Here is a 26,551-nt window from a genome sequence, read left to right as displayed (position 1 = left end):
CATTAATAGATAAAGCTCGAAGCAAGTGATTGTTTTGCTGTTGGATAGTGCCGAGCATGATTCGTTCGGCACTACTTTAACTATCTAACTACTCAGTGCAGACTTGGTTTCGACCGTTTGCTTTTGCACGATACAAGGCTTTGTCTGCTCGATAGAAGGTACGCTGTGTATTCTCACCCTCACGATGCATCGTGATACCAATACTGACTGTTAAGCCACGCTCACCGAGTATTTCGTGCCAACCAAATTGGAAAATGCGTTCACGGTAATTTTCTGAGTGCATTTCTGCTTTTGCCATATCGGTATTCTCAAGAATGACTAGGAACTCTTCCCCACCGAATCTGACACAGGAAGCGCCTCGGAACTTGAAGTACGACCTTAACTCTTGAGAAACACTTACAATCGCTTTATCACCCACTAAGTGGCTCAGTTCATCATTGATCGACTTAAAGTGATCAATATCGACAACCATGAGTGCGAAAGAGGTGTCATGTAACAGCATGTCTTTTAACTTCACATCTAACCATCGGCGGTTATGCAAACCGGTTAATGGGTCGGTGAACACATCCTGTTGTAGCTGTGCCACTGCGTTTTTGTGCTGCTCGGTTGTCTCTTTTAGCTCTCGGTTTTCTTGCTCAGAGAGGATGAGCTTAAGTTGTAGCTCGAATCTCGATAGGCGACGAAGCTGGCTGGCTCCTAGTTCACTGATTGGGATCTGTTTCATAAGATCCGTCTCAATTCGGTAGCCTTTTTTCTCGTAGCTTAGTGCTTCCTGAAAACGTCCTTGGTTCATGCACACGTCGCTTAACGAATCATAGAATCGTTTAGCGAGTACTGGGGATGAGTAAACCTTCATGCGCTTGTCTGTACTCGACAAGATCATGCTGGCGTATTCTTGTTTGCCGATTGCACTTAAACAATGAGCGAGCTCGAGACGCGTCATGGTTGCTAACCAACTTGCTTGCGTGTTGTTCGCAGAGTATTGAATCTTAGACAGGCAACCTAGGGCCTCGTGATACTTCTTCTTTGCACGCAACACTTTTGCTTGGTATAGCAATATTTGAGCAGTCAGTAATTTGTTGCTGACCAGAATACTGAGCTCTTCACACTCATTGAGCAGGTCACTCGCTGCAGTAATCCTATTCAGTAGCACTAGGCTCGCCACCGTATGAAGCTTGAACTTAAGACGAAGTGAGCGACTACTTATCGCATGGTCAATGCTGTTGATTTTCTGGTAATAGCGGAGAGCTCGGTTGTGGTCGCCATAAGCGTCACACAGGTTACCCATGCCTAGAATTGCCATTACGTATTCATCGATATAGCCATGTTCAACGGCGATGGATGATGAGCTAACGAACTCATTTAGTGCCGAAGTGTAATCACCAACTTCTACCAAGCGATCACTTAGGCTGGTTTTGACGGTCAGAATATCTTCTATATCTGTTGGCAAATTTAATAGATTGAGTGCCAGTCTCAGTTCTTCGATACTGGTTTGGGTTTGCTGCAGTTCAGCGCGATATTCCGAACTAATGATATAACAGTGCGCTTGCTCGGTTTTGGTTGTCGAAACATGCTGGCGAATATGATTCCAGAATATGATCGCCTCTTCACCTGAAACGGAAGAAGGGTCTAGACCAGCATCGGTGATTTTACTTAGTAGCGTTTCCATCAAACTCTTACCTCGGCATCGTCTTCTTCTAGTTGTTCCAGAGTGAATGGGAACGTCAAAATGTCATTGAGGCTGACGGTTGGTTTTGAACCTTTTAATCCTTTTCTATGCCATGGATAAATATCAAGCATGGTGCTTAGAGTTTGGAAGGTTCGCTCTGCGGCTTCGCCTTTTTCGGAGAGCATGAGAGCAACACGCTCGGAACTGAGCCTTGAAATGAAGTCATCTTGATTACACAAGGTGTGAGCGATTTCGGTACAGACATCTAAATAGTCGGGATCGACGTGTTGAAACATAATAATGCTGTGATTTGAACGCTTAAGCTCTGTTTTGAACAGAACCAGTTGTTCCCACCAAAAGGTTTCAGACACAACATAAGAGAGATGCTTTTCTGGGTCATACTCGTGTTGGCCACGAATGCGGTTGATGAGCTTTCTCGCTCTTTGTTCGAGTTGGCGTTTTGAACTGCGCGCTTTATCTAAACCCACGCGAGTGGTTTGTTCTCGAAGCATACCGATAGAATATTGACGGTACTTCTTAAAGGCGATTAAAGCGGCTTTAAAATCTTGGTTTTCTTCTGCGACCAAAGATTGCTGATAACAGATTTGGCTGAGTAGCTCACCATTATCAAATTCGTTTGCTGACTCTTCCGCAAGCCTAAGTAACTCTGCGGCTTGCTCTGGTCTCTTTCTGAGTAACTCTAAGCGCGCGCGGCTAATATAAGAGTGGGCTTTCATCCACACTAGGTTGTGCTCAACCGCAAGCTTATGCGCTTTGGCTGTGGCACGCTCAGCGTCATCTAAGCGCTCAAGTCCAAGTAGTGCAAGGCCTCTGAAGTCCCACACCTCGGCATGCCAAGTGTTGTCTTTGTGTCCTTTTAACGCTTCTTCCGCACCATCTAACACCGACAGCATTTCAACATAGTTGTTGAGCAGGTAGTAATCCCACGCGAGCAGGATTCTTGCTTTGCCTTCAAGCCAACCAATACGGCTGTTGTTTGCCACTTTTACCGCGAGTTGGTGTGTTGAACGAGCCAGCTTATATTCGTGAGTCATTCGCCAGATGTTGCCCAGACCAATCAGGCATTCGATCTGTATTTCGACTTCATCGACTAGTGCAGATTGCTCTAACGCATTGATCCAGAACTGTTGTGCAGAGTAGTACTTGGCTTGTCCCCAATATTGGAGCGCATGTAAGTGAAGGATTTCAGGAAGAAAAAGGTCGGTGTCTAATCGGTTTTGGCGCTTATAGGCTTCTTTGACGTACTTTAAACCTTTTTGGTAATCCATCAGGCTCCAGCAACATCTTGCCATTAACATAAGCGATTGGATCGCTCCTTCTTCAAACAGAACTTGCTCAGATCTGACGAGGCATTGCTGAGCAATCTCAAGGATCACCAGCGGTTCAGAGTCGACACGAGTTTTGAGTTGTTCTAGTTCTGTTTCAAGAAGGTACTGATTTTTGTCCAAGGCTTAGATCCGTAATTATCGAACATATTGATAACACAATCATTATAAGAGTGTGATTTAGGATAAGCACCAATTATCTTTCTTAGAGCGCTAAAGGAACACGTATCTTTTCCAATTATGGGTGTTACCTCATGTTGTTACTTAAAAATCAATGAGTTCCCGAATAATTATCTAGTGGTACGTTTCTATGAAAGTAGTTGCTTTAGGGTCAATGGCTGCTCCGCTACGCCTAAGCGTTGCGCTGCCGTAAGCCCTTGCTTATCTTGGTAGCACAGATTGTGCCAAGCTCTAAATATGTCGAGTAATGGAAGAATGCCACCAGGACGAAGCTTACGTCTAGGCTCATTAATAAAGCTATCAAATAGCACCTGAAAGCGCTCTTGATAAAACTTAGTTTGTTGAATTGAAGCGGTATTAAACCACTGTTTTGGCTCTGGATTGTTGCCTGTTAGGTAGCAGATACCTTTCTGCTTATCACCTTGATTAGCAATAGCCCAACGATCGCGCCACCAACTCATATGAACGATGTCGATCTTTTCAAAACTGTGATCGTCTTGCCAGCCTGCGTCTTCTTCTACGTACATAAGGTCAATATTTTGACTCTGTATACGCGGCAAACAAACGCTAAGGGCGGCAGATCTTAGTAATGGATCTTGTGGCATATAGATCGCTACGTGCTTATTTTCATCGCACATGTCTAATACATGCAGGAAGTGAGCATAAGACGTATAAGGCGGTCGAATTAGCGCCCCTTTTGACGGGTAGCTAAATGCAGTGAGGTTCCCCATTGGGTCCTCAACGTTGCCTCGCGCCAAAATAACTTGGTATTGTTGCTCAATACGCTCTTTTAGTTTGTCAGAACGCTGCGGTAGCTCAAGGTTTGCCTCTGAAGAGTGCTCTTTGGATACAAAGCGTGCCACATCATCATACGGGTTGTGGTCGACATTGCCTGAAGGCTCTTCATTTTGTGAGTAATTCACATGTTGGCAAAGGATGTATCCAGAGTGCGCTTCACCTGTCGTGATCCAAACCACGCCGTTGTTGCTTTGCGGTTGTAAACGCTGATAGTGAGAGGCGAACTGATAATCTTTGGCATGATTAACCCATCGAGCGTCAATCATCGCGAGTTTTCGACGACAACGGCTAGCGATATGGTCAACATGATCATAGAAAGTCTTTGGGTTGATCTCTAATTTTCTGCAGATTTCACGTACAGAATATCCCATGAACAATAAGCCCATGAGGTTCTCTTGGAACTGGAGTTTTTTATTGGAGCCAGACCACTTGTCAACGAAGGTTGATTGGCAGTCTTTGCATCGATAGCGCTGCCTGTCGCCACTGTAGCCGAAGGCATGGTAAAGATGTTTGTGAGTATGAACCGATAAGCCGAAGTTATCGCAATCATCATTACGACAGGCAGGGAGCCCATCGCTGTGAAGTTGTCTCAGGCGATGAAGTTCGCTTAACACTTCACGATTGTTAAGTAAGGGGGGGAAAGCTCCACATTCACGACAAACCATCGCTGGACGCTTAGGGTTAGCGTGTTGCAAAACATAACGTTTTGCATCGCTCAAGCCAAAGTTGTCACACGCCAATGTTTTACAAAAGTTGAGTTGCAAACCATCTGCATCTTTTGGCAGCTTGTCGTTAGACACGATCTCCCCCTCGGGATTATTTGAGCAGCCAAGCGAACTTGGCTGCGGGGTAACGCCTTTCAATGTATCTTTTATCAAATCGTTAGATGTTGATTGCAGTCTCTAGAGCTACTTTCATCATGTCGTTGAACGATTTTTGACGCTCTTCAGAGCTTAGTTTCTCGCCACGGATGATGTGGTCAGATACTGTAAGGATAGTTAGTGCTTTTGCGCCAAGGTCTGCAGCAACACCGTAGATACCAGCCGCTTCCATATCAACACCTAGGATGCCTAGCTTTTCCATTTTTTCGAAAAGGTCAGCTTCTGGAGTGTAGAAAAGGTCTGCAGAGAATACGTTACCAACTTTAACTGGAACTTCTTGTGCACGAGCTTGGTTTACAGCTTCTTCTAGAAGACCGAAATCAGCAATTGCAGCGAAGTCGTGGTTGTTGAAACGAATGCGGTTTACTTTAGAGTCTGTTGAAGCACCCATACCGATAACAACGTCCATTAGTTTAACGTCGTCACGTACTGCACCACAGCTACCTACGCGAATTACGTTCTTTACACCGTACTCAGCGATTAGCTCGTGTACGTAGATGCAGCATGATGGGATACCCATACCGTGGCCCATTACAGAAACTTTCTTACCTTTGTAAGTGCCTGTGTAACCAAACATGTTGCGAACGTCACAAACTTGCTTAACGTCATCAAGGAATGTTTCAGCAATGTATTTTGCGCGAAGCGGGTCACCCGGCATCAGTACTGTTTCTGCGAAATCACCAGCTTGAGCGTTAATATGAGGTGTAGCCATGGTCGTTCTCCAAAGTTTAAACGGTAATTATAGGAACAGGATTTAATCAATTACCGATTCTGTTGAATTGAATTCGTTTTGTTGAGGCAATAGTAGCGAGTTAAAACGAGCCTCCATGAGACGTTAGTCACAAAATGGGTCTACTATTATCGTTTTATTAATATTGATAACTAAATCTGTTGAAAGCGTAAAGGCAATCGATTTTGTATGGATAAATTAAAGGTTATATAAAGGAAACACTCAAACGAAAGAGCAATTGCATATGGTGATTGAGGCAACAATACATTGTAGAGACGTTTGATCAGCGATAATCTAAACTTTGATAAAGACGACAAACCAAGGAATTGTATGTTGTATTGCGCTAACTCGACGCTTTTGTACTCCATGAAAACACAAATACGTAAGATCGCTTTGCTCGTACAGCGAACAACTCGGTTTGCTGTGAAAGGGACTTTGATTGCTGCTGGAATTGCGTCGTCGTGGGCCTCTGCGGCAACTTTTGAGCTTCCTCCGAAAGAGAGCCGTATTGTTGGCCGGATACAACAGCATGAAGTTGCTGCAGGTGAAACGTTAGCCATCATTGCCAAGCAATATGATATCGGTTTTCTCTCTTTGATGGCTGCAAATAAAGGTGTTGATCCTTTTCTTCCCCCCGAAGGTTACGTGCTAAGTATCCCCAGTCGTCTCATTCTTCCTGATACCCCAAGAAAAGGGATAGTGATTAATTTGGCTGAGCTTAGGTTGTACTACTTTGAGCCAGAGAAAAATCAGGTGCACGTATTCCCTGTCGGTATTGGCCGGATTGGACGTGATACCCCTGAGATGATCACCAAGATTAGCCAAAAGAGACCAAACCCGACCTGGACGCCGCCTAAGTCAATCCGTGAAGAGTATCTAGAGAAAGGTATCGAGTTACCGAAAGTTGTTCCTGCAGGACCAGAAAATCCTCTAGGTGAGTACGCGTTGCGACTTGCGTATGGAGCTGGGGATTACCTGATACACGGAACCAATAAGGACTTTGGGATTGGCCTGCGTGTGAGTTCCGGTTGTATCCGTATGGAACCTAAAGATATCGAGTGGCTTTTTGAGCAGGTGAGCCGCGGTGAGCAAGTGACGATTATTAATGAGCCGATTAAGGTCTCGTTAGAACCAGATCGAAGCGTGTTTGTTGAAGCGCATGAGCCATTAACTCGAAGTGACGGTTCTAAGAAATCACTACAAATCCCGGTTGAACTGAAGTGGTGGCTTGAAGATGCAGATTTGCCTATTTCAAAAGCCAAAGCGGTTATCTTTGCGCAAAATGGTGTACCTGTTGAAATCGCTCCACCGGTGATTGAGTTTTAACGCACTTCTTCGTATCTGAGGCAGCTGCTCCACTAGATTCACAAATTCTCCCCAAAAAACAAAAGCACCACATCTGTGAAGAGGTGGTGCTATCAATTTACTGCTTTTGCGACTTATTTAATCTACAGCTTAATCGCGCTTAAATATCAAACTACTTAGTGTAAGACTCAGCGATGTTGTCGATACGGTCGTTAGCACGATCCGCTTCTTCTTTTGCTGCCATAGCGGCTTCAGAAGCTTCTTGAGCTTTCATTTCTGCTGCTGCTTTATCACTCTTAAGTGCTTCAACTTCACTTGTAAGCTGAGCGACTTGATTAGTTAGTTGATCCATTTCTGACACTGCAGCTTCTTCTGGCTCTGAAGAACAACCAGCTAGAATGAAAACTGAGGCTGCAGCGGCGATTAACGTCTTATTCATAAGAACTCCTTGCTTATTTAACATCAAAAGATGCGCTATACATTCTTTATCATATAGTCGCTTCATTAATGATTGTAGCGACTAATTTTTTAAGCGCAAAAACAATAACTAAAGAAATTGCTAAATTTTTGAGGTAATTAGCTGAGCATCACGTTCTGTCTCACTTATGAGATAGCTTATTTTGAAGAGCTTTGTCTCTGATTTAATGGAGGCAGCCCTTTGTTGTCAACGCATACAATGCTCTAAACAACTTTGTTAGTAAGGATAAATTTACTGTGATCTCTATCCTTATAAAGCATTTTCGCGGTATCATGTCGCGTTAAAATAATTTTATTCAATACCATCATGACTGGAGAGTCCTTTGCACTTTAAAGATTTAGGCTTAGATAACCGCTTACTGAAGAACTTAAAACATTACGACTTTAAGAAAGCGACAGAGATCCAATCGAAAGCGATCCCTGTTGCTATTGCCGGTAAGGATCTATTGGCTTCATCAAAAACGGGTTCAGGTAAAACATTGGCGTTTGTTTTGCCGATGATTCACAAAGCATTAAAAACCAAAGCGTTTTCTGCTCGTGATCCTCGTGGTGTAATCTTGGCTCCTACTCGTGAGTTGGCTAAGCAGGTATATGGCGAACTACGCAGCATGCTGGGTGGTCTGTCTTACGAAGCGACTCTTATCCTAGGTGGTGAGAACTTTAATGATCAAGTTAAAGCACTTCGTAAATACCCTCGTTTTATCGTAGCGACTCCTGGCCGTTTAGCCGATCACCTAGAGCACCGCTCGTTGTTCCTAGATGGTGTTGAAACCCTGATCCTTGATGAAGCAGACCGAATGCTTGACCTAGGCTTTGCACCTGAACTGCGCCGTATTGCGAATGCTGCGAAGCACCGTCGCCGTCAAACCTTGATGTTCTCAGCAACGCTTGATCACGCAGAAGTGAACGATATTGCTAATGAGATGCTGGATGCACCTAAGCGCATTTCAGTGGGTGTTTCGAATGAGCAGCACCTTGATATCACGCAGAAGTTTTACCTGTGCGATCACTTGGATCATAAAGAGGCGATTTTAGATCGCGTTCTGGAAGAGGCTGAGTACCGTCAGGTTATGATCTTCACGGCTACTCGTGCTGATACTGATCGTCTAACCGATAAGCTTAACGAGAAGAAGCTAAAAGCGGTTGCACTGAGTGGTAACCTAAACCAAACGCAACGTAATGCAATCATGAGCCAGTTCGAGCGTGCGGTTTACAAGATTCTAGTAACAACAGATGTTGCGTCACGTGGTATTGATATTCCAAACGTAAGTCACGTTATCAACTTCGATATGCCTAAGCACACCGAAGAGTATGTTCACCGTGTTGGTCGTACAGGCCGTGCTGGTAATAAAGGTGATGCAATCTCTTTGGTAGGGCCAAAAGACTGGGACAGCTTTAAGCGTGTTGAACTTTACCTGCAGCAAGATCTTAACTTCTCAGTTCTTGAAGGCCTAAAAGGTAAGTTTAAAGGCATCAAGCCTCGCAAACCTGCCTTCAAGAAGGGCGGTCCAGCTAAGAAAGCGGGTAAACCTCAAGCTAAGAAGACAGCGAAAAAACCAGTTAAACGCGATAAGAGTTTCCACCAAAATGTGGCTGTGGGTGATAGCGTGTTTATCCCTAAGAAGAAAGTTGCGCCAAAAGTGGACGATGAGTAATCACTAGCCAGTTTAAAGGCTTTATTGATAAAACTTAGATAAATAAAAACCGCCTAAATAGGCGGTTTTTTGTATCTGTAGTTTATGTAAGCCACTGATACTTAGTATTTCATTTGGCATCTGAATATACAGCTCAGTTGCTAAATCACTAGAAATTAAAGGTAGAGAACGAATAGGCCAAGATATGGTCGGCAATATACTTGTGAGTAGCGGTAGTAGGATGTGTTACGCCCCAAAATACATAGCTATCTGAACCATAGATCGCACAGTCATTGGTTAAGCTATGGCTTCGTAAGTAGTCGGCAGCGGAGCTTCTATTGATATCTAGGCAAGCATCGCTCGCATTTCTAAAGCCATGCTGCTGTGGGTTGTCGGTAATGCTTGCAAACAGTGCACTCGCATCGAACAGTACCACATTTTTCCCCATGCTTTGGTAATACTCAGCCTGTGCTTTGATGAACTGATTGAACTCAATGATCTTGCCACGAACCTTGATGATCTCTTGTTCGGTCGAGTACTTGAATTGAGGCGCCTTAGTTGCATCTGGCAGTGTGAATAACAAGATATTGTTAGCACCAGATTCTGTTAAGCGGATGAGAGCGCTGCTGAAATCGGCTTTAACATCAGCGACTTCTCGGTCGTAATTCATAAAGTCATTGAGCCCAAACTCCAAAGTAAACAGTGAGTTTTCTGGTCGATAGTTTTTGGCGACTTTCATATAAGTTAAGTAAGAAGTGACTTGGTCATATACACCAGTCAACGCGACGTATTGATTGGTACCTGCTGCACCACCAACGGCCCAGTTATATAAAGGGACGTCTTTGGCTTTTGCTAGATATTCTGTCCAGACTAAGCCATTGGAAAAATGCCCTAGAAACCACGAGTCCGCGTTTGGGAAAATCCATTGAGAACCATTAAATAAGTTACCAGTATCAGAAAGGCTATCACCAAAAGTAACGATACGGTTGATGGTGTTGGATTGAATGGCGTTATCGTTGGTCCAGATTGAATGGTTGTAAGAGAAGCGGTTGTCTGCCGCAAAATAAGTGATATCGGCAACGTCGTGTTGGATATCGAGTGTCTGTTCACAACGCTGTTTGATTTCAGATTGTGGGGTATCACTGTAAAACATATTTTTGAATGAGACGGACGACCACCAATATCCGTTGATCGTGTAATAATCCCCGTTCTCTTTTTTCGCCCATTTCCAATCTGTGGCGGCTGAGTCATTAGATGCATCGGTACGATACCAGCATCGGACGTAAGAGTAGGTTTCCGAACCTTGTGTACTGAGTACTTCAGCCGAGGTAATGGATTCAGGTGTTGGTGTTGAATTTTCAGCAGCATAGGCACCAAAAGGTACGGTTAACGCGAGTATCAAAGCTGTGTATTTCATCACTGTGTTCTCTTTTTATGTGTAGGTAAGCCGAATAAACGTTGTTTTTTGTTGATAACTGAGTAAACAAATTACTCGGACGACCTATATCGATAATTGATGGTTCTCGTCAATTAATTCATAACACCTGTGTTTCATAACTGGCATAAGCATCAAACTTCCAACGACTTTTTGGTTCTTGTTCTTGGGACTTAAAAGTCAATAATTAACACGTCATATTGGCTAAATGTCATTTTAATCAATATCTTATTGTCATTTTTATTGTTTATTCTTCACCTGTTTAATGTTAATCCCGATTGTTTATTTCAAGTTCAACATCACAAATCTCGAGTCACTCTTTTTGGTTTTATAAAATTATCACCTACGTTTTTGATACTCATCAGAGGTCTAACTTGTTTAAGGAAAGAGCATTGAAAAAGATATTAATTTGGACAATTGCCTGCCTATCCAGCATGGGTGTCTATGCTGGAACGAGCGCATCGGCGTTAGAAGTAAGTGGATATACTGAAACCAAATATCCCATTGTGTTGGTGCACGGCTTATTTGGGTTCGATACGTTAGCGGGTGTGGATTACTTCTACGGAGTGCCTGAATCCTTAACCAAAGATGGCGCGAGCGTATACGTTGCACAGGTATCAGCGACGAATAGCTCAGAGGTTAGGGGAGAGCAGTTATTGGCTCAAGTCGAAACACTTCTAGCCGCAACCGGAGCAAATAAGGTCAACCTTGTCGGGCACAGTCATGGCGGCCCTACGGCGCGGTATGTGGCCTCAGTGAGACCAGACCTTGTCGCATCGGTAACGAGTATTGGTGGCGTTCATAAAGGTTCAAAAGTGGCTGATTTAGTCCGTGGAACGGTACCTGAGGGTTCAGTTTCAGAAGGGATTGCAGTTAAGTTGGCTGGTGGTTTGACGACACTCATTAATCTACTGTCCGGTGGTTCTGATCTAGAACAAGATGGCTTGGCATCATTAGAAGCTCTGACCACAGAAGGCTCTCTTGCTTTTAATCAGTTTTACCCTGAAGGGGTTCCAACCTCTGCATGCGGTGATGGTGAATGGCAAGCCAGTAACGGCGTTTATTATTACTCATGGACAGGGTCTTCCACTTTTACCAATCTTTTGGACCCAACCGATGCGGCGATGACAGTGCTAGGTTTAGCGTTTAACGAACCAAATGATGGGCTTGTTGGAGTATGTAGTACTCATCTAGGTAAAGTGATCGGCGATGATTACAAAATGAATCATCTGGATGAGATCAACGGTTTGCTAGGCATCCATCACTTGTTTGAGACCGACCCGGTGACATTGTATCGCCAGCACGCTAACCGATTGAAGTTGGCGGGCTTGTAGTCTGTTTGGATGATTCATTAACACCATAAGGAAAATATAATGACTAAGGCCGCCATTTTTTCGATAACCACGATAGCCCTGATGAGTGCAGCGGCGGTCTTTTTTTTATATCCAGTGGAAGAGGGCTTAAACCCAAGCAATAGCAAACAACAAAGCATCTCCTCGTTGAAAGTGAGCTCTCAACAAGACACCGATATTGATAATGCATCGGCTAAAGACACAATGGATTACTTTGTCTCTGGACAAACAGAGCTTACCCTTGAAGATATTCGTAGCAACGTTGCTCAACATCATGTTCAATCACAAGGTGCGATTGTCGACGAGGCTTTGTTTGCCAAATACCTTGATTACAAGTCGGCATTGACGTCATTGGATGTTCAGTTTGACCCCTCCTCGATCTCTGTCGATGATCTACAACGCTTAAACCTAGCCTTACTCGATCTTCAGGCTCAGTTTTTTAGCCCGAGCGAGATAAGTATTTTATTTACTCACGATAACCAAATGAGGGAAATGGCCCTAGAAAAGCTTCGATTGAAGCAAGAAGGGTTGAATGAGCTGGAGTACCAACAACGGCTAGATTCATTAATCTCTGAACAAGCTGACTATGTTCAAACAAGTCACAAGAATCAGGTGTTACTTCAACAATTATCCAACTCTGAAGGGCTTGAGCAGCAAGAGAAATACTTGAAGCGAAATGAACTAGTGGGTGATGAAGCGGCGCAAAGGCTTGAAGTACTGGACCAACAAAGAGCGGATTTTGAAGGTGCTTTAGAAATTTACTTAGCGGAACGAAAAGATATTTTAGACGACACTGGGCTATCACAGGCCGAACGACAAGAGACAATTGCGGAGCTCAGAGTTGCCCACTTTCCTTCAAAGCAGATCCGAAGAGTCGAAGCGATAGAACGAATTTGGGATGCAGAGCTTGAGTAGCGAGGGGGATTAGCGCATGTTTTGGGCTACTTTGTGGGATCCTTCATCGAATGGACTCAAATTTTAGTCAGCAAGTAAACGTTTGCCTTATTCTGTGAAAGGTTATATATCCGATCAATGCCGATACTATTGACTGACTTTAACCCTAAAACTTAGTACAAGTGCTGCATGAGTTTGCACTCGTAAACCTACACAAATCGATTTATTTATTGTGATTAAAGTCATATAAATATGCAAATGATAATTGATCTCATTATCGTTTGGGTGCAGTATACGCGAAATTTATCAAATTAGCGTATGGATTTGTTGCATTTATGAAAGTGTTTGTGCTGTTAGCTTTTGTCTTTTTGACGGGGAAGGTCAGTGCTTCTGATCACTATTCTTGGTTACGAGATGATTCTCGTGGTGCAAGTAAGGTACTCGACTACCTTGCGGAACAGAATGATAAAACACAGCAATATCAAGACAGCATTCAATCTATAAGCGAGTCTTTAGAAAAAAAATGGCAAGAAAATCGCCCAGATCGAGCTGAAAAACCATGGCAGGAAATCAATGGTTATGAATATGCGATCTTAGAGCATAACGGGAAAAAAGCCTTACTTTCTCGAGAGGTTGGGCATATAGATACAACGGAATTACTAAACCTTGATGAACGTTCTACTGCACACGACTATTATCAGTTAGCGGCTTGGGAGCTCGATTCTACCAAAACAAAACTAGCGATCGCCGAAGACATAACAGGGTCTGAACAATACCAAGTAAGTGTGGTTGATCTTCGGACTAAGAAAGTTACGCCAATCGCTCAAAATGTGGATAGCACATTAGGCTGGTCACGTGATGGTCAATCTCTGTTTCTGATCCAACTCGAATCTAAAACATCGAGACCTTATGCGCTTGTTCAATATTCTCTAAATCAATCATCTCCTATTGTTGTTCTTAGAGAATTAGACTCTTCTTGGTTGCTCTCGTATTACCAGACAAGCGACTCGCAATTTGTTGTTGTTCAGGCCAATAGTGAGAACTCAAGTGAGCAACGTTTGTTAGACCTTGGCTCTGGTGAACTTACTGCACCTCTGTTACCTCGTGAACCAGGCCTTGAATATTACGTTGATGTTTCTGGCTCTCGTTTATTCATCAACAGCAACCATGAACGCAGTCAATTTGCATTTTACTCTGTACCGCTGAACCAAGCTTCACAAGTAGAACAATGGAATACCCTCTTTGAGCCGGCTGATGAATCCAGAATCAACAACTTCTATTTGTTTGAATCTGGCCCTGTGCTTATTAGCCAGAGTGGGGCAACTCAGTCTTTACACTTCTTTGATAGCTACAACCAATATCGTTTAAGCCAGCCATTAACTGAGGCGGGGCAGGTTGCTTGGGTGAGCCAAGTTGGCGACTACGCGAGTAATAAACTGCATATTAGAAGTATGTCTCTTACTCAACCGGCTAAGTGGGAGCGTTTGAGTACGAAGACTCTGAAACGAACGTTGTTCTCACAAGATCATTACTCCCACTATCACAAGTCTGAGTATCAAACTGAACAAATTACAGTTAACTCTGATGGAAAGATGATCCCTGTGACTCTTGCTTATCGAAAAGACAAGCTTACTAAAAAGACACCTGTGTTTTTGTACGGATATGGAGCCTATGGGATGACGATGAAGCCCTACTTTATGCCACAAATCATTAGCCTACTTGATGAAGGTGTAATTTATGCGATTGCTCATGTCCGTGGTGGAGGCTTTTATGGTGATTCTTGGTATCAAGCAGGAAAAGGCATCAATAAAGAAAATGGTATTTCGGATTTCATTGCTACAGCACAGGCATTAAGAACGTATCACCAAGGTACACGATCCATCTACGCGATGGGTGGAAGTGCAGGAGGAACACTTGTTGCTGCCGCTTTGAATCAAGCTCCTGGTTTGTTTGATGGTGCGGTGCTTAAAGTGCCGTTTGTCGATGTTGTGAATAGCATGTCTGATGCTTCACTACCCCTAACAGCCCAACAATACGGAGAGTGGGGGAACCCTAATATTGAAGATGAATTGAAGATAATGAAGCAATACGACCCATACTTGAATCTTCGTAAGCAAGCTTACCCACCCATATTGATACAGATTGGCTTAAATGACAGTCGTGTTCCTTATTGGGAAGGCGCTAAATATTACGCGAAGTTAAATGAGTTAACGACAGGGCATGGGCCTTATTTATTGTCGACAAGCTTTACCCAAGGACATTCGACAGATAGGAGAAAGTCCTTATCTCAACAGGCGTTTGAATACGCATTTCTTTTATCACTTACCTTGAAAGACATTAAAGCGGAGCAGTAAATGAAGCTTTCCCCCCTATCAGCGGCAGTACTGAGTGTACTTGCTGCCAACCTCGTGCACGCCGAATCTGAGGTTTATCACTTTGAAGAAGTGGTCGTCACTGCCAATAAGATCGAGCAACCACTATCTGAAGTTGCAGGTTCAGTTGCTGTAATCACCGATAAGGACTTGGAACAAAAAGGTGCAACTGAGCTTTACGACGCTATAAAGAGTGAACCCGGTGTTAGTGTTACAGGGGGCGCAGGCCGACCTCAAAACATTACGATTCGCGGCATGACAGGTAACCGCATCTTGATTGTGAAAGATGGAATCAAGTCTGCTGATGGCTTTGGTGCTAATGACATCAATGACAAGATAGGACGTAACTCGTTCGATATGTCTAACTTAGAAAGTATTGAGGTTATAAAAGGGGCGAGTTCATCTGTATATGGCTCAGGCGCGATTGGTGGTGTTGTCGTGGTGAAATCCAAACAGCCTGGAGACTACCTAGTTGATAAAGATTTCTATAGCGATGTCTCTGCGACTTATACGGGGATCAGTAACAAATATAAAGGTGCAACAAATTTAGCTTCTCGTGCTGGAAAATTTGAAAGTTTGCTTAATCTTTCTTACTGGGAAGGTGAAGAAACACGTAACTTCGATGAAGACCTATACCAAAGAGATATCGATGGGGTAGGCGGTGGTTACACTCTTAATTACTGGTCTACAGATGCATTAATGTTGAAAGGTAACATAGAGTACTACAAAGAAAATTTAAGTCGAAAAGAGGGATCTTCTAAGATTCAAAAAGACGGTAAGTGGGACACGGAAGACTTTGATCAGCAAGGCTATACCGAGGCATTTTCTGCTTATGTGGGCTTGGAGTATCTTCCAACTAATACTTGGTTTGAGGAATTAGATGCCAAGATTTATTGGCGTGACATGACAAACGAAGATACCACCAACCGGTTGATGTCTCGAACCAATAACAACGTTTCTGAATTACGCAGAACGATTGATTTCCGTGGTTTTACCGATCAGCTTCTTGGTGCTAGCGCCGACTTCATTAGTGCGTTTCAACATAAAAACATGAGCCATACACTGTCTTATGGCATGAGTATGGAAACAAATCTTCATGAGCGCCCAAGTCAATCTTCTGTTTTAGATTGGAATGGGGTGTCGCTCAATGCTGACCTTCCTTTTGCACCAGCACGTTCGTACAACTTTGCTGCATTTGTTCGTGATGCGATTGAAATTGATCATTGGACAGTGACGGCGGGCGCCCGTTTTGATGTGAATCAGATGAAACCCGAATCCCAAAACTCGATCAGTGGTTACGAGTTGAAAGAGCAAACCTCGAGCGAGTTATCTCCGAGTTTGTCTGTGAGCTATCAGCTAACGGAATCATTGAATACCTACCTTTCTTATAATCACGGTTTCAGAGCGCCCGGTTACGACAAAATCTATGGTTACCAGAATCATGATTTCGTTCCAATTACTCCGTTTGTGATTGTGCCAAATATGGATCTTGAGGCGGAAACAAGTGATTCGTTTGAACTAGGCAGCAAGTTTGATAATGGACAGACACAGCTATACACCGCTGTCTTTTACCAGAAGTTCGATAATTTTATCGACGTCAAACAAATTACTTTTACTCCAGATCCAAACACAGGCAACTACTACAAACAGTACCAAAATGTAAGTGGAGTCGAGACATATGGCATTGAGGCTTCAATTGCCCATCGTTTGAATGATGTGTGGAGTGTTAGTACCAAAGTCGGTTTTGTTGATGGTGAAGATGATGAAGGCGAAAAAGTTCGCACATTAACACCTTGGGAAGGTAATGCTGAAATCGCTTACGACGACAATGCCTTCTCTGCTTATGCGCAGGTTAATTGGGCACAGGCGATGGATGAGGTACCTCAATGTGAAGATGACTTGGGGATGGTGACTGACTGCGCGACTACCTCTGGCTGGGCGAGTGTTGACTTGGGGGTTAGCTATGCTTGGAACTTTGGCTTGGATGTTAGCGCCAATGTGGTGAACCTATTCGACAAAGAATACATTCGATATCAAGACGTAGCGGGCATAGCAGATAGCAACAAAATCTATTCTACAGAGCCTGGTCGTTACTTCACCGTTAATGCCAAGTATGAGTTTTAAGGGGGACATATGAAAAAGAGTTCTCTTTACCTTGCGTTGTGTTTCGTTTCAGCAATAAGCAACGCTGCTGAGTGGGATTACCCAATTAATGATGCTGTTGTGACAACGCAACAGGAAGCGAAAGCTTATTTAGAACAAGCTTACCCAGATGTTGGTGTACTTAGATTTCGCTATGAAACGCACTCTAAATTGGGGAATCACTACAACTTCGATGTGTTGATTGGAGGAGAGTATCAACAACAGAAAACCGTCGTGTTATCGACCAATCTTGATGACCAGGTTTCACGAGTATTTAGAAGTTTGGAAAATACTGTACTACTCAACGGAGCACCAACAACGGCTGCTGAATTGGAAGTTCCTCGCCTGTTAGAAGCTGAGAGAGCACCTAGCTTGAGCAGTGGACAGGTTGTTTCAACGCAGGTGAATGTCTTTAGCCCTGATCTAAGAACCATGGACCGTTCTGCGCCACCAGAGACGTTGTTAACTGATGTCAATCAGTATCCAAACGCCCCACATTACGTGCAAGCTGATGTGGATGTTTTGGACCATGGTGATGGTATCTATCTTACGAACTCCCGCGTATCGCAGGTTGATGCAACGGCTTTGTATTCTATTGACCCTGATTCAGGTGCTGCAATTAACCGTGACACATCAAATTTTCTTAGCGCAGAAGGCATAACAAAGTTTGCTGACTTGAATGAGTTACAAAGCATAGATTGGCAAGATACGCGCTTTCCACAGCTGATGGTTTTTGCTCATTTAGACCAGTCTTTACGTTACATCAGTAACTTGGGTTTTGATCTATTCGATGAGCCTTTAGAGTTTGATGGCAGAGGTTTATCTGCTGACAACTCGACCTATTACTATGGTCCTAAAGCGATGTTATTTGGTATTGGCGGTGGCTCTCCTGATGCTCTCGATGGTGATGTAATCCTACATGAACTTGGACATGGCATTCACTACCACATAGTAAAAGATTGGGCTTATGGGCATACTGGTGCAATTGGTGAAGGGTTTGGAGATTACTGGGCTGGGAGCTTTAGTTTTCGTAGTCAGTATCAAGATGCACAAACGCGAGGCCAAGAATTCGAAATTGATACTGTCTTCAATTGGGATGGTTATTTTGGTGTGAGGAACACCACTCGCAGTTTATGGAACCAAAGAGCACGCTACTTTAGGCAAGCTGAGTACCGTCCTCATGAAAGTGTCGCTGGTGAGTTAGGTGATGAACTATGGTCAACGCCACTCTTCCAGGCTTTAAAAGCGTCTGTTGAGCAGTATGGTGAAGTGGCATTTGAAGAGTTTGACTCAATTGTCTTGGAGTCGATGTATGGGGTAGGTCGAGGGCTGAAAATGCATGATTTGGCTGAGAGCACCTTGTTTGTCGCTCAGCAAATGTATCCAAACCGGGACTATGCCGAAATACTAAAGCACAAATTTGACGTACATGGGCTAGCGATTGAGCCATTTGAGGTCGAGGTAGCGAACCGCTATGTTGATCCAAATAAGCCATTATCAATTGAGCTTTATCCAACGCTCAGAACCGCTCAAGTTGATGGTCAAATCAATATATCCAAGTTGAAACAACCTTTCGTTAGCGATCCTGTTAACCAGTTATCTATTGAAGCTGCACTTCCTTCGGGAGAAGTTTGTGGTTCAGCAGTGACAATGAATACGAGCATTGACTATCGATACAGTGACACGCTGAAATCAAAAAATTGGCAGCAAGAATCGACATTGATTTATGGCTTGCCTGTTTTGGAATCTGATATCAAAGAAGTAAGTAGCTATCTTCCTGATAGTCGGCTTAGCTCTACAAACCAGCCTATTGTCGGTTTTAAAACGTTCAACTTCAGCCTTAATGGAACTGCCGAATTGGCTGATGACAGCTTTGGTCTGTATTTAGATATCGATCACCCGCGTTTGAGTGACCTAGTCGTGACTTTAATTTCCCCAAGGGGGACTCGGGTGGACCTACTGAACCATAAATCCACTCGATTTGCTGGCTTCGACGGTTATTTCACACTTAAACATGACCCTGTTCTTGATCCTTTCAAGGGAGAGCCAATTAACGGCTCTTGGCGTTTGGAAATCGCTGATTACGTGAATGGTGAAACAGGACATTTAAATAAGTGGGGCTTGGGCACTATTTCGAAATACGAATGTGGCGAGGCTGAGACCTCACCTAAAGAACCGCCGGTTACCACAGGTGCTTCGGGCGGTTCCATTTCACCAGTGCTGATTCTATTTATGTCTTTGCTCTCATTGGGCAGGTCATTTGCTACGCGTTACTTGTCTTCGACGACAAGGCTCTTTAAAAACAAAACAAGAAGATAACTTTATGAAACCTCAATTGACAATTTTGGCCATTTCTTTGGCTCTTGCTGGCTGTGGTGGCTCGGGCGGCTCTGATACCCCGACATCCTCATCCTCAGCACCAACTTATACAGTGTCAGGTACAATTACAGCACAAAATATCGATTTACAGAGTAAGGTTTGTGCGGACATAAACCAAAACTACATGTGTGATAGTAGTGAGCCAAGCTCGACAGCTAACGCGAATGGCGAGTTTAGTATCACTAGCATTAAGAAGTCGATTTTATCAGTTCCTCTATTAGCTCAAGTTGATACTGGGATTGCAGCGAATAGCGCCAGCGGTTATGCCTCATCTTATGCTTATATAGCAGCTCCTGGTCTTCAAAAAACTACGGGCAACGAAATCAATGGTATTAGCTCGCTGTTAGCTGGTTATGTTGCAGATGGGTTGACGGTTGCTGAGGCTAATAACAAGTTAAAAGCGCAGCTCGCGAAAAGCGGCATCACTATCTCTGGTGATATTCAAGACGACCTGTCTGCGTCTGAACTAGCGAGCTTGGAGCAAAATATTGTCTCGACGATTAAAGCGTTTAAGCATTCGAACCGCGCGTTCATGTTGGCACAGTTGAGTTCTAAATTTGATAAGAGTGCAGCCGATTATGTGAGTGGAGTGCTTTCCAATGATGAAGTTGCGGCGTTTGCTGACTTCCTAGAAGGTGAACTAAAAGCTGCAACGGCATTGAATGACACTGGCGTGGTTCGTTATTTCTCAGACATTGATGACACACAAGATGTGGTAGAAGTGCAGAGTTCCTTTCCTGGGCAAGACGCTGAGTATGGCTTTGATAAAACCGAGTTAAACACTAATACAGGTAATGGTTTTCAGTTCGCGAAGCTAGATTCTGATGGGCAGGTGTTAAGTGATGATGCTACGCAATGGTCTTGTGTTTTGGACCAACGTAGCGGCTTGATCTGGGAGTCAAAAACAGACGATGAAAACTCACTTCAATACAAAGAACGACAGTTCGCATTGGAACTACCAGGAGTGGTAACGCCTTATGATCAGGATGTGGATTTAGCGACATGTAAAACAAAAGGTGATGCGGTATGTACCACGCAAGATTACGTTGATCATATCAATGCACTGAACTTATGCGGTAAATCTGACTGGCGTTTACCGACGTTCCATGAGTTTTACAATTTGCTCGACTTCGGTGAGACCGAAAAGAATGCCGACGGTAAAGTTTACGGCCTAACTTACAAATACTTCCCTCATCAGAGTATTGGTGGCCAATATACAGAGATCGGTTCTGTTTGGAATCAATCTATTATTTTTAACCAATACAGCAATACGACGGTAGATGGGGGCTTTTATTACAATGAGATAGGTACATTGGGTGATGATCGAGGCTACATAAGTGCATTGGAGATCTACTCTGGTGATGTGGATTCATCAGATAACTACGATTCTTATCAATTCCCTGCTCGTTTAGTTTCACTACAAGGTAAATAGAAATGAAAAATGTACTTACCATCGCTTTAATCGGCCTATTTTCTGCGGGTGCTATGGCACAAGAGTGCAGCCTAGACATTGAGAAATCAGCACCGAGTACACGTTACATTGCGAATGATAATGGAACCTTTAGTGACGAGCTGACGGGATTAACTTGGATGCGTTGTCAGCTAGGTAAAACATGGGATCCGAAGGCACTAGCCTGTAGTGGAAGGGTAGAAACCTACCACTGGCAGAGTGCGCTTGCTATGGTTGAATCAATCAATGATGAAAGTGGTAGCCATGCTCTACATCGTTTCGGTGGCCAAAAAGAGTGGCGTATGCCAAACATCAAAGAGCTGGTGTCTTTGAAAGAAGTGGCGTGCCATTCTCCGGCAATGAGTACTAAGGTATTCGGTGATACGTTTAATTTTGAGACGGGTAATTTAGCGGCTTATGTATGGAGCTCGACTCCTGCTGGTAATGGACAGAGTGTGATGACGCTTGATTCTATTAATGGTGAGGTTTATCAGTACAATGCTGCACAATATAAATTTAGCGTTTTGTTGGTTGCCGAGTGATCGAACTCTTATTGCGTAAATAAAAAAGGCCGTGGTTTTCCACGGCCTTTTTTGTTTTGGTTGGTATGTTTGCTTCCAGTCTTAAACCTTAGATCTTACACCTTAAAGAAGCCCAACTGTTGTTTCTGTTGCTCGGCAAGGTTAGATAACTCATGGCTGGCAGCAGCAGCTTGGGTAATGCCGGTTACGTTCTGGCTTACTAAGCTGTAGATGTTTGAGATATTGCGGTTGATGTCTGACGTCACTTGGCTTTGCTCTTCGGCTGCAGAGGCTACTTGAGTGTTGATTTCTGTCATGTCCGTTACCGAGTTAGCGATACCAGAAAGGGCGATACTCACTTCACTAGCAAGCGCTTGGTTTTGCTCTAGCATAGCCAGTGAGTTGCTCATACTTTCATTGGCGTTGCCAGATTGAATTTGCAAACCTTCGATAATGGTTTGGATCTCTTTGGTTGAGTCTTGAGTACGTGCCGCTAGCATTCGAACTTCATCGGCAACCACCGCGAAACCACGACCGCTTTCTCCCGCACGCGCCGCTTCAATAGCCGCGTTAAGCGCAAGTAGGTTGGTCTGTTCCGAGATGCTTTGAATCACTTCAATCACTTTACCAATCTGTTCTGAGTGCTCTTTTAGTGTGCCGACAACATTCGCTGCTTCACTAAGCTGAATAGCCATTTGCTCATTGGCTTTGTTGCTCTCGTTAAACAAACTCATGCTGTGCGTCGCCATCTCGTCAGCTTGTTTCGATGCTGAATCTGCTTGAACGGCATTCTCGTTAACGTGAGAAGCTGTGCTCTCCAGTTGATTCACTGCAGAAGCAACTTGCTCGACTTCTTGCTTCTCTTGATCTGAGTTCGCGCTTGATTGCGTCATTACTGCTGCTAGCTCTGTGGAAGCAGAAGCGACTTCAATACTGATTCGAGAAAGTGAACTTACGGTGTCACGCAGCTGGTCTACCGATTGGTTAACGTCTTTTGCTAGGCGAGAGATTTCGTTATCGCCGTACTCTTCAGCTTTAACTAACAAGTTACCTTTAGCAACTTCACGCATGGTTGCTTGAATATTACTGATTGGTTTAACAATGATGCTTGCGAGTACCCAGCTGATGCCTAATGCGACTGAAAGGATAACCAACAGAGCTACCGTTGCCGTATCCAGCGTATTGGTGTGTTGCTGACCATTGATGTCTACTTCTTGCGTTGCAAGTAAGTTGAGCTTTTTAGATAGGGTATTGATGGCTTGTACCATCTCGTTGCCTGCATGACGGTATTGGTCAATAGCCACTTGGTAACGTGCATCGAAGTCAGAAGACAGAGCTGAATTACCATGTTTTGCCTTCAATAAAGGAAGCATTGTTGTACGAGAAAAGTCGACATAGTGATTCATCGCTTTACTCATCGCTGCCACTTCGTCTTGCATTCCCGGCACAGTATTTAAGGAGTTCAATAGACGAGTGTTCAGGTCACGCTTTTCATTAAGAGTCTGAACCAAGGTTTTCACATCATCTGCATTGAACAAGCTGTAGATCGCTTTGATACGCATACCGTAGCTGTTGTCGACGATCTCGCTGAGTTCTTCTTTATGTAGGATCAGCTGGTCTGTTGCGATAGATACCTCTTTAAAGGCATTTTCTAGTTTGTCACCACCGATAATAACTCCCGTCAAAAGCAATACGACGGAAAAGAGTACAGGTATTAGTATTTGTATTTTTATAGATAAGCCACTGAGAAGTTGGCGCATGTAATGTCCCTCTTTGAATAAATAAATAAATGAGCAGAAGCAATTGTTATTATTGTTATTAGTGGGTGATTCTAACTTCTGAGAATGACAATTCAATCAGTAATAGATTCGATTTAGATATATGCGATAGGTATTTGATAAATATTGATTATTTATCGTTCAATTAAGCCTTTTAACCTTTGTAAAGGTAAGGCTAATAAGGGCAGGGCTGGCCATGTTCTACGTAACGAACAGCAGTGATGGCTAATTACGCAGGTTGTTTTAATTTGGTTGGAATAAATACTTAGTGCTTATAGAACAAGGCAATGTATTACTTTGAAGACATCTAATAAGGAGAAAACGAGAAAATAAATTGCAGTTGTCATATAGGCTTCAATTTAGTGAAACACAACTGTCACATTCGGATTCTAAAGTGGGCACCGTTCAAGCAAACACAACATTACGGCAATAACGCCACTAAAGGAAATTTGTGATGAAAAAGACAGTTATCGGTGCAATCGCACTTCTAGGCGCTCTAACAGTGAATACAGCTTCAGCTAAAGAAACTATCTCTGTAGTTGGCTCTAACAGTGCTTCTCCACTGGTTGAAGTTTTTGCAGAAACCTACATGAATAAAGGCGAACCAGTGTTCATCGAAATTCAAGCACCGGGTTCTTCTGCAGGCATCAAAGCAGCAAAAAATGGAAGTGCTGACCTAGGTATCTCTTCTCGTGACCTTAAAGAAGAAGAGAAATCTGCTGACCTGAAAGAGCTAGTTATCGCTCGTGACGGTATCGCAGTTGTTGTAAACCCAAATAACGAAGTATCTGCTCTGACTGCTGAGCAAATCACTTCAATCTACAAAGGCGACATCACTAACTGGAAAGATGTTGGTGGTGCAGACAAGCCAATCGTAGCAATCACTCGTGATACTGCATCTGGTACACGTGGTGCATTCGAAGACATCATGAAGCTTAAGAAGAAGATCGGCGATAAGAAAGTATCGGCTATCTCTCAACGTGCACAAGTTGCAAACGGTAACGGCGCACTTAAAGTTTCTGTAGCAAGCAACCCATACGCAATCGGCTTTATCTCTCTAGGTACAGTTGACGAATCTGTTCAAGCTCTAACTATCGACGGCGCAGAAGCGACTGTAGATAACGTTAAGAACGGTTCTTACAAAGTTGCTCGTCCTTTCCTAGTACTTTACAAGTCTGGCGCTCCTACAGCTGAAACTCAACAGTTCCTAGACTGGATGGTTGCAGACGAAGCTCAAGCTATCGCTGGCAAGAAAGGCTACATCACAGTTAACTAATCTTAACTGACTCACTTTAAATTATTGCTCAGCCTAACTTTAGGCTGAGCCTTTTCTTTCAACTTTGGTTATTTCGAGCTCTTATTGAGCCACAAAGTTTGAGATTTTATATATGACCATCGCAAATAGTGAAAAGCTTATGAATACTGAAGCGACTCAAATCAATAAGCCGAGTCTGCGCACTAAAAAGCGCATTGACTGGAGAGAAAGAATCTTCCACGGCTTGTTCTTATCGAGTGCTGTAATCGGCATCGTATCACTAGCCGTTATCGCTTACTTTATCGTTGCAGAGAGTATCCCTGCATTCCAAGAGGCCGGTGTTTCTGGCATCGTTTTGGGTGTTGACTGGTTACCTCCAGCTCTATTCGGTGTTGCAACCATGATTGTTGCATCGATTGTGTCGACACTAGGCGCTGTAGTTGTTGGTGTACCAGTAGGTGTATTAACCGCTATTTTTATTGCTGAGATTGCTCCTAAGCGTCTGGCAGATATTATTCGTCCAGCAGTTGAGCTTCTAGCGGGTATCCCGTCGGTTGTATACGGCTTCTTTGGTCTAGTAATTATCGTTCCGATGATTCAGAACATCTTTTCTGTACCAGCGGGTAACACCATTCTGGCAGGTATCATCGTTCTGGGTATCATGATTCTTCCTACCGTTATTACGGTTTCTGAAACTTCGATTCGTGCAGTACCACGCACTTATAAAGAAGGTTCACTTGCACTGGGTGCTTCTAAAGTTTACACGATTTTTAAGCTGCTCGTTCCTGCCGCTCGTTCAGGCATTATGACTGGTGTGATTCTCGGTATCGGTCGTGCACTTGGTGAAACCATGGCAATCATCATGGTGATGGGTAACGCTCCAGCAATGCCAGAAGGTATTTTGGACTCGGCTCGTACACTAACAGCGAACATTGCGATTGAGATGTCTTACGCAAGTGGCGTTCACGCAAATGCACTCTACGCAACCGGTGTTGTACTTCTAGTGTTCATCATGATGTTAAATGGTGCTCTACTTTATCTTAACCGTGAAAAATCGAAGTAAGCGGGGATGAGTAATATGGATCTCGTAAAACTAAAACAAGCCCGTCAAACTAAAGATAACATCCTAAAAGGTTTTATCTGGGCGGCAGCAGCAGTCACTGTTGGTTTCTTATTCTGGATTATTTGGTACATCCTATCGAACGGTCTGCAATACGTAGATTGGAACTTCATCACTGACGATTACACTCGTACTGGTGAAGAGCGTGGTATTTTCCCAATGATCATCGCTACGATCTACATGGTTATTGCATCGATTGCAGTCGCAGCACCACTGGGCATCATGACGGCAATCTACCTAACTGAATATGCGAAAGTGGGTAGCCGACTGGTTAAAGCGATTCGATTCTGTACTGAGTCTCTAGCGGGTATTCCGTCGATTATCTTCGGTCTATTCGGTATGACCTTCTTTGTATCGATTCTTGGCCTTGGCTTCTCGATTCTGTCGGGCGCACTAACGCTAAGTATCTTGATTCTTCCTGTAATCATTCGTACTACAGAAGAAGCATTGATGGCAGTACCACAAACTTACCGTGAAGGCTCATACGGCCTTGGCGCTTCAAAAATCTACACTATCTGGCGTTTGATCTTACCAAGCGCAATGCCAGGTATCTTAACTTCGGTCATTCTTAGTATTGGTCGTGTAATTGGTGAATCAGCGCCTGTGTTCTTAACAGCAGGTATGGTGGCACGTGTTCCTGAGTCGGTATTCGATTCTGGCCGTACACTAACGGTTCACTTATATAAGCTGACAACAGAGCTATTTACTATCGATGAGTGGAACCAAGCCTACGGCACGGCGACAGTCCTAATCGTATTGGTTCTCTTGATCAACATGGTTACAAAACTGATTGCAAGACGCTTCAACACGGCAACTTACTAAGCTCACTAGCT

19 protein-coding genes are annotated in these 26,551 nt (G+C 43.6%); 12 read left to right on the top strand and 7 right to left on the bottom strand.

Going from position 1 to position 26,551, the window contains the following annotated elements:
- Nucleotides 1–88 precede the first annotated feature (88 nt).
- The 4 genes from L0991_17800 to deoD form a co-directional block, all read right to left on the bottom strand.
- Nucleotides 89–1,669 carry a GGDEF domain-containing protein gene (locus L0991_17800; GenBank protein XGB65384.1) on the bottom strand — a complete coding sequence of 527 codons (1,581 nt, stop codon included), beginning with the start codon at nucleotides 1,667–1,669 and terminating at the stop codon, nucleotides 89–91.
- Entirely contained in the window at nucleotides 1,669–3,138 is a 1,470-nt protein-coding gene (locus L0991_17795; GenBank protein ID XGB65383.1) for a hypothetical protein, read from the bottom strand. The genes L0991_17800 and L0991_17795 overlap by 1 nt, the downstream gene beginning before the upstream one ends.
- 185 nt (nucleotides 3,139–3,323) lie before the next feature.
- Nucleotides 3,324–4,793, bottom strand: a complete 1,470-nt coding sequence (locus L0991_17790) for a lactate dehydrogenase (GenBank protein XGB65382.1) — start codon at nucleotides 4,791–4,793, stop codon at nucleotides 3,324–3,326.
- 82 nt (nucleotides 4,794–4,875) lie between these two features.
- A complete protein-coding gene (deoD, locus tag L0991_17785) occupies nucleotides 4,876–5,586 on the bottom strand; it encodes a purine-nucleoside phosphorylase (GenBank protein XGB65381.1) in 711 nt (236 codons plus the stop codon).
- Between the two features lie 348 nt (nucleotides 5,587–5,934).
- Here deoD and L0991_17780 point away from each other — a divergent pair, with 348 nt between their 5' ends.
- Entirely contained in the window at nucleotides 5,935–6,930 is a 996-nt protein-coding gene (locus L0991_17780) for a L,D-transpeptidase family protein (protein XGB65380.1), read from the top strand.
- A 151-nt stretch (nucleotides 6,931–7,081) separates the two neighbouring features.
- Here the strand turns inward: L0991_17780 and L0991_17775 are convergent, their stop codons facing one another.
- Nucleotides 7,082–7,348: an Lpp/OprI family alanine-zipper lipoprotein gene (locus tag L0991_17775; protein ID XGB65379.1), complete on the bottom strand. Its 267-nt coding sequence runs from the start codon at nucleotides 7,346–7,348 to the stop codon at nucleotides 7,082–7,084.
- Between the two features lie 361 nt (nucleotides 7,349–7,709).
- Between L0991_17775 and L0991_17770 the strand changes: the two genes are divergently transcribed.
- Entirely contained in the window at nucleotides 7,710–9,041 is a 1,332-nt protein-coding gene (locus L0991_17770) for a DEAD/DEAH box helicase (protein ID XGB65378.1), read from the top strand.
- Between the two features lie 148 nt (nucleotides 9,042–9,189).
- Here L0991_17770 and L0991_17765 read toward each other — a convergent pair whose 3' ends face one another.
- Nucleotides 9,190–10,437, bottom strand: coding sequence for an SGNH/GDSL hydrolase family protein (locus L0991_17765; GenBank protein ID XGB65377.1), 1,248 nt, complete (start codon nucleotides 10,435–10,437; stop codon nucleotides 9,190–9,192).
- Nucleotides 10,438–10,847: 410 nt separating this feature from the next.
- On the opposite strand from L0991_17765, the gene L0991_17760 reads away from it, so the two are divergent.
- The 7 genes from L0991_17760 (at nucleotide 10,848) to L0991_17730 (ending at nucleotide 21,586) form a co-directional block, all read left to right on the top strand.
- Complete coding sequence (locus tag L0991_17760) at nucleotides 10,848–11,789, top strand: triacylglycerol lipase (GenBank protein ID XGB65376.1); 942 nt, start codon at nucleotides 10,848–10,850, stop codon at nucleotides 11,787–11,789.
- A gap of 39 nt (nucleotides 11,790–11,828) precedes the next feature.
- On the top strand, nucleotides 11,829–12,722 hold the full coding sequence (locus L0991_17755) for a lipase secretion chaperone (GenBank protein ID XGB65375.1): 894 nt from the start codon (nucleotides 11,829–11,831) through the stop codon (nucleotides 12,720–12,722).
- Between the two features lie 314 nt (nucleotides 12,723–13,036).
- Nucleotides 13,037–15,055: a prolyl oligopeptidase family serine peptidase gene (locus L0991_17750; GenBank protein ID XGB65374.1), complete on the top strand. Its 2,019-nt coding sequence runs from the start codon at nucleotides 13,037–13,039 to the stop codon at nucleotides 15,053–15,055.
- Nucleotides 15,056–17,197 carry a TonB-dependent hemoglobin/transferrin/lactoferrin family receptor gene (locus L0991_17745; protein XGB65373.1) on the top strand — a complete coding sequence of 714 codons (2,142 nt, stop codon included), beginning with the start codon at nucleotides 15,056–15,058 and terminating at the stop codon, nucleotides 17,195–17,197. It begins immediately after the preceding gene.
- 9 nt (nucleotides 17,198–17,206) lie between these two features.
- Nucleotides 17,207–19,534 carry a proprotein convertase P-domain-containing protein gene (locus L0991_17740; GenBank protein XGB65372.1) on the top strand — a complete coding sequence of 776 codons (2,328 nt, stop codon included), beginning with the start codon at nucleotides 17,207–17,209 and terminating at the stop codon, nucleotides 19,532–19,534.
- A gap of 4 nt (nucleotides 19,535–19,538) precedes the next feature.
- The gene (locus L0991_17735; GenBank protein ID XGB65371.1) at nucleotides 19,539–21,026 is read left to right on the top strand and encodes a DUF1566 domain-containing protein; all 1,488 of its coding nucleotides are present in this window, start codon (nucleotides 19,539–19,541) and stop codon (nucleotides 21,024–21,026) included.
- A gap of 2 nt (nucleotides 21,027–21,028) precedes the next feature.
- Nucleotides 21,029–21,586: a DUF1566 domain-containing protein gene (locus tag L0991_17730; protein ID XGB65370.1), complete on the top strand. Its 558-nt coding sequence runs from the start codon at nucleotides 21,029–21,031 to the stop codon at nucleotides 21,584–21,586.
- Nucleotides 21,587–21,681: 95 nt separating this feature from the next.
- Here L0991_17730 and L0991_17725 read toward each other — a convergent pair whose 3' ends face one another.
- The gene (locus tag L0991_17725; GenBank protein ID XGB65369.1) at nucleotides 21,682–23,325 is read right to left on the bottom strand and encodes a methyl-accepting chemotaxis protein; all 1,644 of its coding nucleotides are present in this window, start codon (nucleotides 23,323–23,325) and stop codon (nucleotides 21,682–21,684) included.
- Between the two features lie 472 nt (nucleotides 23,326–23,797).
- Between L0991_17725 and L0991_17720 the strand changes: the two genes are divergently transcribed.
- The 3 genes from L0991_17720 to pstA all read left to right on the top strand — a co-directional run bounded on the left by L0991_17720 (nucleotide 23,798) and on the right by pstA (nucleotide 26,540).
- The gene (locus L0991_17720) at nucleotides 23,798–24,619 is read left to right on the top strand and encodes a phosphate ABC transporter substrate-binding protein (protein XGB65368.1); all 822 of its coding nucleotides are present in this window, start codon (nucleotides 23,798–23,800) and stop codon (nucleotides 24,617–24,619) included.
- Between the two features lie 112 nt (nucleotides 24,620–24,731).
- Nucleotides 24,732–25,661 (top strand): phosphate ABC transporter permease subunit PstC, encoded by a 930-nt coding sequence (pstC, locus tag L0991_17715; GenBank protein ID XGB65367.1) that lies wholly within the window; start codon nucleotides 24,732–24,734, stop codon nucleotides 25,659–25,661.
- A gap of 15 nt (nucleotides 25,662–25,676) precedes the next feature.
- The gene (pstA, locus tag L0991_17710; protein XGB65366.1) at nucleotides 25,677–26,540 is read left to right on the top strand and encodes a phosphate ABC transporter permease PstA; all 864 of its coding nucleotides are present in this window, start codon (nucleotides 25,677–25,679) and stop codon (nucleotides 26,538–26,540) included.
- Nucleotides 26,541–26,551: the final 11 nt, after the last annotated feature.

It is taken from the genome of Vibrio chagasii (assembly GCA_041879415.1).
GTDB lineage: Bacteria > Pseudomonadota > Gammaproteobacteria > Enterobacterales > Vibrionaceae > Vibrio.
The sequence above is the reverse complement of the archived record's forward strand: the minus strand, read 5'-3'. Positions and strand labels throughout refer to the sequence as shown.